Source organism: Halobacillus aidingensis, assembly GCF_900104185.1.
Lineage (GTDB): Bacteria > Bacillota > Bacilli > Bacillales > Halobacillaceae > Halobacillus > Halobacillus aidingensis.
The window spans coordinates 301,702-315,460 of the sequence record NZ_FNIZ01000001.1; the positions used below are offsets into that span (position 1 = coordinate 301,702).

15 protein-coding genes are annotated in these 13,759 nt (G+C 43.2%); 10 read left to right on the top strand and 5 right to left on the bottom strand.

Annotated elements, in window-relative coordinates:
• Positions 1–63 precede the first annotated feature (63 nt).
• The gene (gene noc / locus BLS23_RS01375) at positions 64–930 is read right to left on the bottom strand and encodes a nucleoid occlusion protein (protein ID WP_089650717.1); all 867 of its coding nucleotides are present in this window, start codon (positions 928–930) and stop codon (positions 64–66) included.
• Between the two features lie 1,029 nt (positions 931–1,959).
• Between noc and BLS23_RS01380 the strand changes: the two genes are divergently transcribed.
• Positions 1,960–3,144, top strand: coding sequence for an MFS transporter (locus tag BLS23_RS01380; RefSeq protein ID WP_089650718.1), 1,185 nt, complete (start codon positions 1,960–1,962; stop codon positions 3,142–3,144).
• A gap of 58 nt (positions 3,145–3,202) precedes the next feature.
• Here BLS23_RS01380 and BLS23_RS01385 read toward each other — a convergent pair whose 3' ends face one another.
• Positions 3,203–3,727 carry a GNAT family N-acetyltransferase gene (locus tag BLS23_RS01385; RefSeq protein ID WP_089650719.1) on the bottom strand — a complete coding sequence of 175 codons (525 nt, stop codon included), beginning with the start codon at positions 3,725–3,727 and terminating at the stop codon, positions 3,203–3,205.
• Between the two features lie 168 nt (positions 3,728–3,895).
• Between BLS23_RS01385 and BLS23_RS01390 the strand changes: the two genes are divergently transcribed.
• From BLS23_RS01390 to BLS23_RS01405, 4 genes are all read left to right on the top strand, one after another.
• On the top strand, positions 3,896–4,156 hold the full coding sequence (locus BLS23_RS01390) for a transcriptional regulator SplA domain-containing protein (protein ID WP_089650720.1): 261 nt from the start codon (positions 3,896–3,898) through the stop codon (positions 4,154–4,156).
• Positions 4,150–5,178, top strand: a complete 1,029-nt coding sequence (splB, locus tag BLS23_RS01395; RefSeq protein ID WP_089650721.1) for a spore photoproduct lyase — start codon at positions 4,150–4,152, stop codon at positions 5,176–5,178. Before BLS23_RS01390 ends, splB begins: the two co-directional genes overlap by 7 nt.
• Positions 5,179–5,364: 186 nt before the next feature.
• Positions 5,365–5,838 carry a hypothetical protein gene (locus BLS23_RS01400; RefSeq protein WP_089650722.1) on the top strand — a complete coding sequence of 158 codons (474 nt, stop codon included), beginning with the start codon at positions 5,365–5,367 and terminating at the stop codon, positions 5,836–5,838.
• Positions 5,835–6,338, top strand: coding sequence for a hypothetical protein (locus BLS23_RS01405; protein ID WP_244157021.1), 504 nt, complete (start codon positions 5,835–5,837; stop codon positions 6,336–6,338). The genes BLS23_RS01400 and BLS23_RS01405 overlap by 4 nt, the downstream gene beginning before the upstream one ends.
• A 122-nt stretch (positions 6,339–6,460) precedes the next feature.
• On the opposite strand, the gene BLS23_RS01410 is transcribed toward BLS23_RS01405, so the two are convergent.
• Genes BLS23_RS01410 through BLS23_RS01420 form a run of 3 tightly spaced genes read right to left on the bottom strand, consistent with a single transcriptional unit; the run spans position 6,461 to position 10,153 of the window.
• A complete protein-coding gene (locus BLS23_RS01410; protein WP_089650723.1) occupies positions 6,461–7,543 on the bottom strand; it encodes a Ger(x)C family spore germination protein in 1,083 nt (360 codons plus the stop codon).
• Positions 7,540–8,649, bottom strand: a complete 1,110-nt coding sequence (locus BLS23_RS01415; RefSeq protein ID WP_089650724.1) for a GerAB/ArcD/ProY family transporter — start codon at positions 8,647–8,649, stop codon at positions 7,540–7,542. Before BLS23_RS01415 ends, BLS23_RS01410 begins: the two co-directional genes overlap by 4 nt.
• Positions 8,642–10,153 carry a spore germination protein gene (locus BLS23_RS01420; RefSeq protein WP_089650725.1) on the bottom strand — a complete coding sequence of 504 codons (1,512 nt, stop codon included), beginning with the start codon at positions 10,151–10,153 and terminating at the stop codon, positions 8,642–8,644. Before BLS23_RS01420 ends, BLS23_RS01415 begins: the two co-directional genes overlap by 8 nt.
• Before the next feature lie 105 nt (positions 10,154–10,258).
• On the opposite strand from BLS23_RS01420, the gene BLS23_RS01425 reads away from it, so the two are divergent.
• The 5 genes from BLS23_RS01425 to nei all read left to right on the top strand — a co-directional run bounded on the left by BLS23_RS01425 (position 10,259) and on the right by nei (position 13,754).
• Complete coding sequence (locus BLS23_RS01425; protein WP_089650726.1) at positions 10,259–10,489, top strand: hypothetical protein; 231 nt, start codon at positions 10,259–10,261, stop codon at positions 10,487–10,489.
• Positions 10,461–11,447, top strand: a complete 987-nt coding sequence (locus tag BLS23_RS01430; protein WP_089650727.1) for a DUF3231 family protein — start codon at positions 10,461–10,463, stop codon at positions 11,445–11,447. Before BLS23_RS01425 ends, BLS23_RS01430 begins: the two co-directional genes overlap by 29 nt.
• 23 nt (positions 11,448–11,470) lie before the next feature.
• Entirely contained in the window at positions 11,471–11,938 is a 468-nt protein-coding gene (locus tag BLS23_RS01435) for a hypothetical protein (protein ID WP_089650728.1), read from the top strand.
• A 94-nt stretch (positions 11,939–12,032) separates the two neighbouring features.
• Positions 12,033–12,902 (top strand): SDR family oxidoreductase, encoded by an 870-nt coding sequence (locus BLS23_RS01440; RefSeq protein ID WP_089650729.1) that lies wholly within the window; start codon positions 12,033–12,035, stop codon positions 12,900–12,902.
• An 18-nt stretch (positions 12,903–12,920) separates the two neighbouring features.
• Complete coding sequence (gene nei, locus BLS23_RS01445; RefSeq protein WP_089650730.1) at positions 12,921–13,754, top strand: endonuclease VIII; 834 nt, start codon at positions 12,921–12,923, stop codon at positions 13,752–13,754.
• Positions 13,755–13,759: the final 5 nt, after the last annotated feature.

The following is a 13,759-nucleotide window of genomic DNA, read 5'->3' on the forward strand; positions in this document are numbered from 1 at the left end:
TTAGGTAAAATGACTTAAAAAAAGCCCCATCTCCACATAAGTCAAGATGGGTCGTTCAGGCTATTATTTTTTCTTCCCTTTAGGAATCTTAATTGTAATCTGGTAATAATCGTCGTGATCTTCTTCGTCCGTTTCTAAGTCGATTCCTGTATCGGTCACCATTGTCAAAGATTGGCGAATCGTATTCATCGCAATACGCATATCCTTATTGACGCCTTTCATCTTCGGCTTCTTTTTCTTTGGTGCAGGGTCATTCAATTTAGCAATCCGCTCTTCGGTCTGCTTCACATTCAACTGCTTTTCAATGATTTCTGCCAATATCTTTTCCTGTTGTTCCTCTTCTTTCAAAGCAATCAGAGCGCGTGCATGCCGTTCCGTAATTTTCTTATCCATCACGGCCTGCTGGACAGACTCTGGTAATTTCAAAAGACGCAATTTATTCGCAATGGTCGATTGACTTTTTCCCAGCCGTTGCGCCAGGGCTTCCTGCGTAATCTGATGCAGTTCCAAAAGCTTCGCATACGCGACAGCTTCTTCAATAACGGTCAATTCTTCCCGCTGTAAGTTTTCAATAAGAGCGACAGAGGCCGTTTGTGAATCATTCATCTCGCGGATAATCGCAGGGACCGTTTCCCAGCCCAGAGACTGGACGGCACGCCACCTACGTTCACCGGCGATCAACTCATAATCTTCTTCATTTAACCGACGGAGAACGATCGGCTGAATCATCCCATGCGTATGTATCGTCTGGGCGAGTTCGCTAATCTTCTCGTTGTTGAATATCGCTCGAGGTTGGTAACGGTTGGGCTGCACGCGTTCGACTGGAACTTGTACAACCTCGTCGGGGTTGTAGCCTTCTTCTTCATTGTTGTCATTATCCGAATCCGGTTTGTCCCCTAGCCCGAACAAACGACCAAAAGGATGTAACACGATCAGACACCACCTTTATACGATCGAGCATACGCTGTTTATTGTATATACCCTATATTTTGAAACATAAAAAGCGCCGCAGGCTACTCAGCTGCTGCGCGTACGTATGCCGTTTTTCATTTCTCTATTTATTTTATCACATTTAATCTATGAAAAGTATGTTCAAGATTGAAGAATTGCTCGTCGGCTTTGTCGAAAACGCACATTTTCATAATAAGAAACGTGGTTTTCCGCCATTTAACCGTCTCTATTTCATGACTTTTCCTGACAAATATAGTCGATAGATTTTCTAAATCCTAAAACTTCTTAAACAATATGGCAGGATTCTTGAAGACTCAGTTTCGAGACTTTTGTTGAGGGGATAGGGCTGCGGGGAATAGCTCGCTTTCCGCGGGAGCGCGGTGAGCCTCCTCGAGCTTCTCTCTGCGGGGTCTCACCAAGCACTTTTTTCCTCTTCTATATCCGGTTTCGGCGCTGATCGAGGCGCCTGCACACTTAAAGTAGGAGTCTCCCCATTCCCCTCCGCCCCTTTGCCATGGAAGATTCTCGAAACCACTTCTGGAAAAATCAGCTTGTATGATTGAGGGAAGTGGATAATATAACCCTCTCCACACCTGGCATTCACAACGTAAAAGCTTGATACAGAGCGCTTTATGCATGCTTAGGAGAGAAGAGTGGGAGAAGGAGATAGGCGAGATCCCGCAGGACGCAGTCCGAGGAAGCTCGGCGCTCCCCCACAGGAAAGCGAGTAGCTTCCCAACCAACCCCGAAGCTAAACTTAGCAACGAGCCCCGAAAACATCTCGGAACTGAGTCTTCCACAATAGGGAGCTATAGTGTGGGAAGTTAGGGAGGAATATAAGGGGGGGATGAATAATATATAGAATTGGACTAATTTTTAGGAGGATATTGATATGCAGAAAAATTCCACAAAACGTTTCACTCAATCAGCAGGGGGGAGAGCTTTTTAATTTTCATTTACGCTTGACCTCCTGCTTGCATCGGATTTTACATTGCAGGAGGAAACATATTGAAAAAGAATACGTTGGCATCCTATAACATTCAACTTTTATTTTGGGCAGAAATCTTTGGAAATTTCCGCTTCATACAGCCCGTCCTTACACTATTTTATTTTGCGAGAGGCCTTGATGAGACGATGATCCTTCTCGTCATGACCTTTTTCAGTATAGGAGTTCTCCTTGGAGAACTTCCTACAGGGGTCATCGCCGACCGGTTTGGTGCTAAACGGGCTTTTCTTATCGGTTCCTTTCTCAGCATTCTTGCCCACGGTTTATTAATTTTCGCCTTCGATCCATGGGTGTTTTTCGCAAGCAGCTTTCTTACGGGCTTCGCTGCTACGTTTTTCAGTGGGGCAGATGAAGCGCTTATCTATGAATCCTTAAAAGAAAGCAATGAAGAGAATCTCATGGACAGGGCGATGGGGCAGATTGGATCGGCACGTTTTATCGTCTCCATATTCGTTGTAATCATCGGGGCTTTCTTAGCTAAAGATTTGAATGAAAACCAATTCCGACTTCTACTTATGCTCGGTGTTTTCTTCATGTTGATTCAATTCATTTTTCTCTTGTTTATTAAGAACCCTCCGAACCAAGGTGGGGTGCGGACTCCAATGGTGAAACAAGTGATAGAAGGATATCAGGCCATCCGCAAAACGCCACAAGTACTTTGGATGTTCATAAACATCTCTCTTGTTTTTATTCCAGCTGTTGCCATCTTTGAGAAATTTGATCAAAAACTTTTGGTAGATGCTGGGCTCCCTGTTTACGGAATTGGGATCGTCTACGCGGTGACCGCTCTCATTGGTTTTGTTGCGGCACGATCGATTGGTTGGATGACAAAACGGGTGACACGAGTACAGCTCCTGTTCATCACAGGGATCCTTGCCGTCCTATCCCTTACAGCAGCTGCTTTACTACACACTCAGCTCTGGACTGTTCTTTTAGCTATCGTCCTTTTGAAACTTGTGAGTGCCATTCGCTATCCCGTTTATTCACAGCTGGCCAACGACATTATCCCCTCGAATGTGAGAGCAACGACCATTTCTTTGCTTTCCATCCTGGATTCTGTGTTTGACTTGGTGATTTTTACAACCGTCAGCGGAGTTGCACCCTTCGGTTTCAAGCCTATGTTCCTTGTTTGTGCAGGGATCGCATTGATAGGAACATTGATTCCTATTCGTAAAGCTACGTCATAACTTTTCACATGAAGAAGCCCGTCCGATACAATCGGGCGGGCTTTGTTTCACATGAAACCTATCCAACATTTTTAATTCTTCCATACACGTCAATATCTTTATATTCTCCCCAATGATAGATGTCCTGCTTTAACGTTCCCTCATAGCTCAGACCGGCTTTTTGCATGACTTTTGTCGATCCTGGATTGGAAGTGATTGCTGCCGACCAGATCCGGTTCAACTCTAATTCTTCAAATCCGAAGTCCACGACCCGGATCGCCGCTTCTGTCGCATACCCCAGATTCCAATAGGGTTTCCCAACCCAGTAAGCGAGTTCCCCTTTGTGGTGTTTTTCATCGACCCTTAAAGTCATTGTGCCGACAAGCTCATTGGACTCTTTTAATATCATTGCCAATGGATATGCGGCCCCTTTTTCTATCCAATCCTTATGAAGGGCGATCCAATCCTCAGCCACTTCAAGCGTGTAAGGATGGGGAACGAAAGTTGTCGCCGCCACGGCTTCATCTCCTGCTAATTCGGCCACCCGTTCCGCTAAATCATTCGTGTACGGCCTCAAACAAAGTCTCTCTGTATGCAGCTCCATGCTCCACCCTCCTTCTGTGATATTAACTTTACTTCTAGATCCATCCTGGCTAATCCTTTTTTACAAACAAAGTCGTAATAAAAGTCGATATTTGTGGAAAAATGAGCACGATAGATAAAAGTTAGGACTGACAGGCGGAATTCCAAAATATGAGAAGCAGGTGATTGGATGGATCTACAACAAAACTACAAAGCGGGAGACATCGTTTACGTGATTTACAGGAATCCACACACGTATGACGTTGCCAATGTGCAAGAAGCTGCTGTCGTAAACAATCCTGAACAACCAGGGGAATTGGCCTTATTTTTATATGAAACCTATTTTCCGCTGGATGAAAACATCGCGATTTATGCATCTGAAGGGGAAGCGGAACGTGCTTATCATGATGCCTTTGGCGGGGGAGCAGAATCGGAGGGGGAGCTGTGGTAAAACCATTCGTCCCAGAACTTGTCTATATTGAACCAAGAGCACTCGAATATCCGTTAGGACGTGAACTAAAGGAAAAATTCGAAAAGATGGGAATTGAGATCAGGGAAACCACCTCTCACAACCAAGTCCGTAATCTCCCAGGAGAAAATGATTTTCAAAAATACCGGATCGCCAAATCTACTCTTGTCGTCGGCGTAAGAAAAACACTCAAATTCGATACATCGAAGCCCTCTGCAGAATATGCCATCCCCCTTGCGACAGGGTGTATGGGGCATTGCCACTATTGTTATTTGCAGACGACGATGGGAAGCAAGCCTTACATCCGAACGTATGTCAATGTCGAAGAAGTGTTTGATGCGGCTGAACAATATATGAAGGAACGCGCTCCGGAAGAGACCCGTTTTGAAGCGTCCTGTACGTCTGATATCGTCGGCATCGACCACTTGACCCACTCGTTAAAACGGGCCATTGAATACTTCGGAGAATCTGAACACGGCAGACTTCGTTTTGTTACGAAATTTGCACATGTCGACCATCTGCTCGATGCGAAACACAACGGAAGGACAAGATTTCGCTTCAGCATGAATGCGGATTATGTCATCAAATACTTAGAACCCGGCACGTCCCGTTTAGACGACCGTATCGAGGCCGCCGCTAAAGTCGCAAAAGCTGGCTACCCACTTGGATTCATTATTGCACCGATCTATTTGTATGAAGATTGGAAGGAAGGGTACCGTATCCTTTTTGAAAAACTTCAGGACAAATTGCCGGACTATGCAACGAAGGATTTAACCTTTGAATTGATCCAACATCGTTTTACAAAACCAGCCAAGCGCGTTATTCAAAAGAATTATCCAATGACAAAGCTGGAAATGGATGAAGAAAAGCGTAAATATAAGTGGGGCAAATATGGAATAGGAAAGTATGTCTATCAAAAAGACGAACAAGAAGAAATGAAGAACGTACTAGGTGGTTATATTAATCAATACTTTCCTGAATCCAGCCTCGAATATTTCACGTGAAACAAAAACTCAGAGCCCCGCTCTGAGTTTTCCAATTCCCAGAATAGCTCCCGATGGTGGAAAACTCTATCTCGATAGGAATCCTGCGGTATAGTTGAATAAACTTTGTGATAAAGTGTGATTTTCTAATGGAATAATTTCAGTGCAGACCACAAACAATAGAGGGAGATAATAAGGAGGATTCGTATGGCTTTTACCATATTTTTCGTATGCGCCTGGTTGATCATCAGCGTCTTCACCGTAATCCCTAAGCGTTTAACCCTCATAGAAAATACATTCATATTCTTAACCACAAGTGTGATCAGCATCAACTGGACATGGATCATTAACGAAGAGTTAAAGTATGTGAAAATTACAGAGGATCCTTCGAATTATGCTGGATTTTTAATTTTTCGAAGTATCATCATCCCTACTCTTTTAATGGTTCAAGTGAATTTATACAACCCTTCATCCTCTCCCGTAAAAAAAGCACTCATTTTAATTGCTTCTGTCCTTTGCTTAGTTTTGCTAACCATTTTATCCAGAGTGCTTGATGTTTCCGATTACAAAGATTGGAATCTGGGTTTTGATGCCATTTACTATGTGTCCCTCCACCTTTTCAGCATAGGGGTGTCTAAACTGATTAGGAAATCCACACGCATTGAGGTGAAACAACCGTGAACTTCCTATGGGAAATCTTTGATAAAAATGAAATATCTATTATGGTTCTCATCGCTATCGCCTACACCATCTTCTTCATCCTCCCTTTTAAATTCAAACGGGAGATCACTTGGCTATTCATGCTGCTCGGATTTACCATTGGCGTTTTCTTCGATTTCACCATTGGTGGGGGGCTTTTTGACTTTTTTAAACTTAATGATACGGACCATTATGAGTTATTCGATTTTTGCTATTACTTGATTTTCGCTCCCTTCAGTTACTTTTTCATATACTTTTATGACACATTCAACGTCAATAAAAAAACATTCATTTTCTATATCCTTTTATGGATCATCGTTGGAGTCATTATGCAGTGGGTGTTTACAAAACTAGGGATTGTTGAATTTCAAAACGGCTATGAAATTTCTTATTCTTTTGCTGTTTTCGTAATTACGCAGACGTTTACGGCTCTCTATTTTGAACTCATTCGATCACGCTTCCGGGTACTGAAGAATATCTAAAACAAGAATAACCTCCATGGAATGCAGACCCTCTCCCTCGTGGTTATCTATTACTTTGGCGCTCAAAAGGTCACCCTTAAAATGGGTGACCTTCCGTTTTTCCTGATGAAGTTCTTAACATGCTAAGAGAAGATGCCGTATTCGATAATTTTCACATCAAACTGAACATCGACGTCTAGTTCAGAGTAATTGTCCTGCCATTGAGTAAGATCAAAATTGCCTTTACGCGTTTTTGTAAAGTTACCAAGACCGAGCGGGTCGACTTTTTTTTCTTTGAATAATGAAATGAGTTCGTCTGCTTCTTTATTAAAGTATTCAACGAATTTCTCTTCCATTTCTTTCGCTAATTTAGGAGTTGCTTTGCGATCAACGCCTGCCATTTCATTAACTTCAGCTTTTAATTTCACTTTGATTGTGAACTTAGGATCATCAAGTGGTCCTGTTAGACTATAATCGACGTTTGACCCGATGTTTTCCAACATGAGGGTCCCCCCTTCAAATGGGAGATCCTGCATTCCTTTAATAAAATTCTCTTTTAACATTTTAAATGTAAATATTTTTGAATCCGGCACTTCAGCGACAAGCAGACCTTTTTTAAAAAAAGCGAGACCAGATAGTTCGACAAATGATTCACGTTTTTTAAGTAAAGGCAGGAACGGATCCATTCCCTGTGCATAATACGCATATAAAAAATCGTGCAAGCTTGTCGATGGAAAATTATGGAGCGTGTTATTTTCAATGAGCCCCTGAAGATGCTTCGAGGTCGTTTCATCCTGCGTGTATCCACTCTCTATCAAATCTTTGGCAGAACCATCCACTACACCTAAAAACATGTTTCTGCTGAGCCGGGGGTCTCGGCTAAGGACATCAACATTATCATCCAAACCTTTTTCAGCAAGTTCTTTGCTATATAAGGTTACGGCAAGCTTTCCAATGGAAATCGGCTTTGACGATTGTTTTTGAATTTCCACTTCGACATCTTTGGTCGAATCGGCATCGACCGTCAAGTAAAGTTCCGATGCTGCCTGTTTATCCTCGCTTTTTCCATATTGAGGAATAGATACCGTTCCCCGAATGCGTTCTTCCTCTCCCACATCATATCCGACAATTTGAACAATTGCGTTCTCTTCGACACTTTTATCCGCCATACATCCGGCCAAAAAGACAACAGACACCATTATAAGAAGACTCCAATGTTTTTTCATGTCCGCTTCCTCACTTTATCTGAGATCGTCTTCAACACTAATAAAACGGGAATATACATCAAAACATACATACCAAGTTGTCCTGACAAGTTATTTACAACATCAATCATCGGCCTGCCGTCTATCAAAACCGTTGGGAAGTAGATAGCGATACAGAAAATGATAACCATATATTTTTGTTTTACATTAAACACTCGTTTCGGAATCCTTGTCGCCCCCCATAACCCTAAACATATATTCGGAAGAACGACATACAACCACATGGCGATCCCTACAAACTCAAAACGTTCAATAAAAGGAAATTCGACAATTTTCCATGCAGATATTGTCCCCCATACGACCTGTTTTAATTGCTCTTCACTATAATAAACGAACGTCACCAGGACACTGATTAAATAAATCATCGTCGTGTAGAACACACCGTAATGGGCCCATTTCTTGGATTTTTGAGGATTTTTGATGAATGGATAGTATATCAACAGGAATTCTAACCCTAAGAAGCTGAGAATACTTTGCTTGGTGGCGCCTAATATACCTGGAATACTATGACTGACGGCTGGATAGATGTTCATTGTATGGCCCGCTTCTACAGGGAAATATTTCAGCAGCAAAATGGGCAGTCCGATAATGACGCTGATCAGACATATCCCCGTAATGACACGGAATCCTCCACTCACCAGATAGTACACGAGAAACAGGAGGACAAAGGCAAATACCCATACATGCATACCCGGAAACACCCATACTTTAATGACCTCTATAAACGTAATCAAAACGGTAAAGGCAAGCAGAGTAAAATAAGCACAAAAGAGGAGGCTTAAGAACCCCCCTAGATATTTGCCAAAGATACTTTTATGAATTTCCACAATATCGCCTCCCCCATTTTGAAGGAGACGATAAATCATCCATAGGATCACATGCAAAATACCGCCCGCAATCAATATGGAAATCCACGCATCAAATCCGGCTTTTTCCACCAAATATTTTTCAAAACCGAGGATCCCGACCCCCACCTGCATGCTGTGGATCAAAAAGAAGACATACGCAGGTGTCACTAAGTAATTCTCAGGGATATTCAACCCCTGGCTGTTGTTCAATTTATTCATCGATATCCCTCTTTGCGTTTACACGTGATGGATTCATCCGTTGTGTATCTTCTGACCTCGTAAGAACAGGTCGTTCCGTCTGCTTGTTGAATGGCAGACGAATAAAAGAGTCCTTCAAATCTTTGATTCTAAGCGGATAAAGCGGTTCGAAAAAAGGCCGTCCGATCGATTGTAATTTAATGAGATGACCAATGAAAAAGACCATACACATCGAAACCCCTATAAGTCCCCAGAGTTGTGCGCCGATAATGAAAGGGAAGCGAATTAAGCGAATCGTATTACCGATTTGATAGACAGGTGTCGTAAACGACGCCAGGGCGCTAAGAGCTACGATGATCAATAACACATTACTCGTAAGTCCCGCGTCTACGGCTGCGGTCCCTATGACGATACCTCCAACGATACCGATCGTTTGGCCGATCTTCGTCGGAAGTCTCGCCCCAGCTTCACGTAACAATTCAATTGTCAATTCCAGGACAATCACTTCCAATATCGGTGGAAACGGAATATCCGAACGGGACGAAACGATGGTTGCCATCAATGCTCCTGGAATCATTTCGTGGTGATACGTAAGGACAGCCACATATAACGGTGTACTCAAAACGGAAAAGATGACGGCAAACAGCCGGATTAAACGAAAAGCGGTCGCTAAGTGCCACGGGAGAAAATAATCATCCGACGCCCCGAAAAATTCGACGACCGTAGTCGGACATGTCAACGCATGGGGAGACCCTTCCACGAGAATGGCGACTTTCCCTTCAACCAGATTCGAAACTACACGGTCGGGCCTTTCCGTATCCAGCAGCTGCGGGAAGGGGGAATTGGAATTATCAGCAATGACTTGTGTGACAAAGGAACTATCCGTCAGTTGATCAATTTCTATCCCTTTCAACCGCTGTTCGACCGTTTCAACATTATCCTTGTTCGCTACCCCGTCGATATAAACAACGGCTACACGAGTTTTTGTCACTTTGCCGATATTTGTTTCTTTGACGGTGAGCTGTGGGAGAGGCAGCCGTTTTCGAATAAGATTGATATTCGTATTCAACGTCTCCACAAACGCTTCTTTCGGCCCTACGACACTGAATTCCACTTCTGGTATACCGACATCTCTTGATTCTAAGGAGACCGCAGGAACCAGAAGTACTTCTTCATCCTTTTCATGAATCTGGACCATGATGTAACCGAACATAACTTTTTCTTCAATTAATTCCAGTTTTGAAGTCACTCGGATGTTTTCCACAGGAATTCTTTCCCGCATGTCATGTAATGTGTGTAAGGATTCACTATTTAATATCGATAAAACACTGCGATTCAAAATTTTCGAGTCACTCATCGTTTTTAAATAAGAAATCGTGCACCTCGTACTGCCACTTAACTTGTAATGGACAAAATCCTCCGATTGCTGCATCGCTTGAATAAATTCAGAAAGAGAGCCGTTCTGCTTCTTTGTCTGCTGTTGCTTTTCTGGCTGCTGTTTTTCTTTCCGCTTCCATTTCCACATGACGAACTCCTTTATTCCACAGTCTGACTTCTTTCTCCTATCATCCTCTTTTCGTAATAATTTATACCTGGACGGAAAGTATAAAAGAGACAAGGAGGACGAACCATGATTTACGCTTATCTTTCTCCACTGATCATCGTTGCATTAGTTTTTATCTCCACCGTGTTCGTCATCGACTGGTTAGCTAAATTATTGATCTACATTTTCCTTGTAAACCTGGTCTGTTTGCCTGGTTATTTGTTGTATAAGGAAGAAGTGAAAGAGAGTAAGTTAGAACCGCCACCATCATCACAGGAGGGTAACCAATATGTCCAAAAAAACACTGACAGCCAATGAAACCGGCCTTTTATGGACACAATATGTGCAGAACAGTATGGCCATCCCCATATTGGAACATTTCCAATTGACGCATAGGGATGAAGAAATTCAACCGTTAATAGGATTGGCAAGGGAATTAGCAGATAGAGGGGTCGAAGATTGCGGGCGATTTTTTGGGGAAGCGGGTCTCCCTGTTCCCAACGGTTACAGCTTGGATGACTTGAACCCCAATGCTCCAAAGCTGTTTACAGATGCCTTTATGTTGACCTTCCTGGGACACATGGGAAAGGTAGGTCTTACTTCTGATGGGTTCTCTTTAGGGGCCTCATCAAGAGAAGATTTCCGTGAATTTTTATCGGAACGGATAAACAAACAAGATCAACTTTACAACCGCTGTGTGAACATCGGAATGGAAAAAGAGGTTTATATAAGACCTCCGCAAATCGCAGTATCCAAAGAAACAGAATACATTGAAACTAAAAAATACTATCATCCTTTTAGTAAAAGATCCTTGAATACAATGGAAATCACACATTTGTATGAAAACATAAAAACTAACACCCTCGGAGAGGTATTGTGTCAGGGATTTGCGCAGACTAGTAAGAACAAAACAGTGAAAGAGTATATGAAACAAGGGAAAAAGATGTCGATTAAACATCGGAAGTCGTTCTCCACTCTTTTAGATCAGTCCGGAATTTTGACGCCGATGGGATCTGCCAATTATTTGACCACAAACACAGATCCTGTCTTCTCTGACCGACTCATGATGTATTTAATAAGCGTTCTTGCTTCATCTGGACAAGTGAATTATGCCACTGGTTCAGCCGTGGGGCTCCGGTACGATATTGTCTTCATTTATCATAAGTTCATTTTAGAAGCCGCGATCTATGCCAAAGACGGTCTGGATATCATGATTCATAATGGATGGTTTGAAGAACCCCCGCAAGCTCCAGACAGACAGAAACTCATCCAATAATTTTTAGCGGAAGAGGAATCGATATGAAAGAAAAACGACTGGAAATTTTATTATGGAGCATTGCTTTTCCGGGATTCGGCCAGCTGTTGAATGGACATCTCATCAAGGGACTCGCCTTCATCCTTTTAGAAGTGATCCTCAACGTGAACAGCTCTTTTAACATGGCGATTGTCCATAGCTTTCACGGAAATATAGAAAAAGCCATTGAAGTGACGGACTATCAATGGCTGATGTTTTATCCTTGTGTGTACATGTTCGCCGTTTGGGATGCGTACCGCGAGGCGGATGGGGAATGCGCTCCTTATGCCTTTGTTCCTTTTGCCTTTTGTGCTTACTCCGTTACCATAGGGTTGATCTATTCACCTCTATTCAAGGTGGGAGGCGTTTTAATTGGACCCGTCTGGCTGCCCATCCTGTTCTTGCTTCCAGGGATCGTCATTGGATTATTCATAAGATCTTTATTATTACGCTCTTCCAGACGCCCCTCATAAATCTCACGATGAGGGGTTTTTTGCTATGTTTGTTTGATTTTTCCCAAATGGTGGAATGACATCAAACAAACAACATTTGAGGAGGAGTTCACGTATGAATAGAGAACAACGCCAAACAAACGGTCAACCAGGACAAGAACAGTCGATTCAGCCAGGGGTGGAAAATGAAATGAACCCCCTCCCCTTGCAGGCGGATGAGGATTATAAAAGTGGCAATAAATTAGTTGGAAAAGTCGCCTTGATTACAGGTGGTGACAGTGGCATCGGTCGATCTGTGGCCATTGGCTACGCGAAGGAAGGCGCTGACGTTGCTATTTCTTATTTAGAGGAGCATGAAGATGCCGAATACACGAAGAAAAAAGTCGAAGAGGAAGGACGGCGCGCGATTTTAATCCCTGGAGATGTAGGGGATGAGGAAATATGCAAAACCGCTGTCGAACGCACGGTGAACGAGCTTGGGCAATTGGATATCCTCGTCAATAACGCTGCCGAACAACACCCGACGGACGATTTGTTAGACATTTCTACAGAGCAATTGGAAAGCACATTCCGGACGAACATTTACTCCATGTTCCATTTAACAAAAGCAGCGATTCCCCATTTGAGAAAAGGAAGCTCCATCATTAATACCGCTTCCGTAAACCCATATATCGGGAACCCTCACCTTGTGGATTATACGGCAACAAAAGGAGCGGTTGTAGGATTCACACGTTCGATGGCCAAGCAATTAGTCGATAAGGGGATTCGTGTCAACGGCATTGCTCCAGGACCGATTTGGACACCACTCATTCCGGCTACCTTCTCAGAAGACAAAGTGGAAGAATTCGGTACAAACACACCGATGGGGCGTCCTGGGCAGCCTGTGGAACATGTAGGAAGTTATGTTCTACTCGCATCAGACGATTCCACCTACATGACGGGACAGTTCATCCATATCAACGGAGGAATGTTTACATCCAGCTGACCGAAAGGAACGAAACAGATGCCAGAAGGACCAGAAATCAGACGGGCAGCAGATTCCGTAGAAAAAGCATTAAAAAATAGAACCATTATTGATATCAGTTTTGCCTTTGAACATTTACAAGGATATGAAGAAATCCTACGCGGCTCAAAAGTCACCAGGGTTGATACAAAAGGAAAAGCGATGCTCATCCGCTTCGACAATGACCAGGTGATTTATTCGCATAACCAATTGTACGGAAAATGGTACATTAGAAACGCCTATACCTACCCGAAAACAAACCGTCAATTGCGGCTCGCCCTTCATAATGAAAAGAAATCCGCCCTCCTTTATAGTGCTTCAGATATTGAAGTGCTGAAAAATGGAGAAGAGGAAGAGCACCCTTTTCTTTCAAAAGTAGGGCCTGATCTATTAAGTGAAGATGTGACGCCGGATGATCTTTTTGCACGTTTTCAGGAAAAAAGATTTCAACGAAGAAAATGGACCTCTCTCCTCCTGGATCAAGCATTCATCGGAGGAATCGGAAATTACTTGCGCAGTGAGGTTCTATTCGTTGCTGGTATATCTCCATTTTCAAGACCCATCGATTGCACAGAGGAACAGCTTTACCGTGCAGCAAAAGCGTGCATCGACCTGATGTGGCGTTCCTATGAAAACAAAGGCATCACAAACGACCCAGCCCTTGCAGAAGAGTTGAAAAAGAAAGGCAAAAAGCGCTATGAGTACAGGCACTGGGTCTTCAATCGGGAAGACCGACCGTGCCGGATCGATGGAACAGAAATCATCAAGTTCCGTGCCGCTTCCCGGCGCTGTTACTACTGTCCGACATGCCAAAAAAATCCCGCTCCCTCATAAAAGGA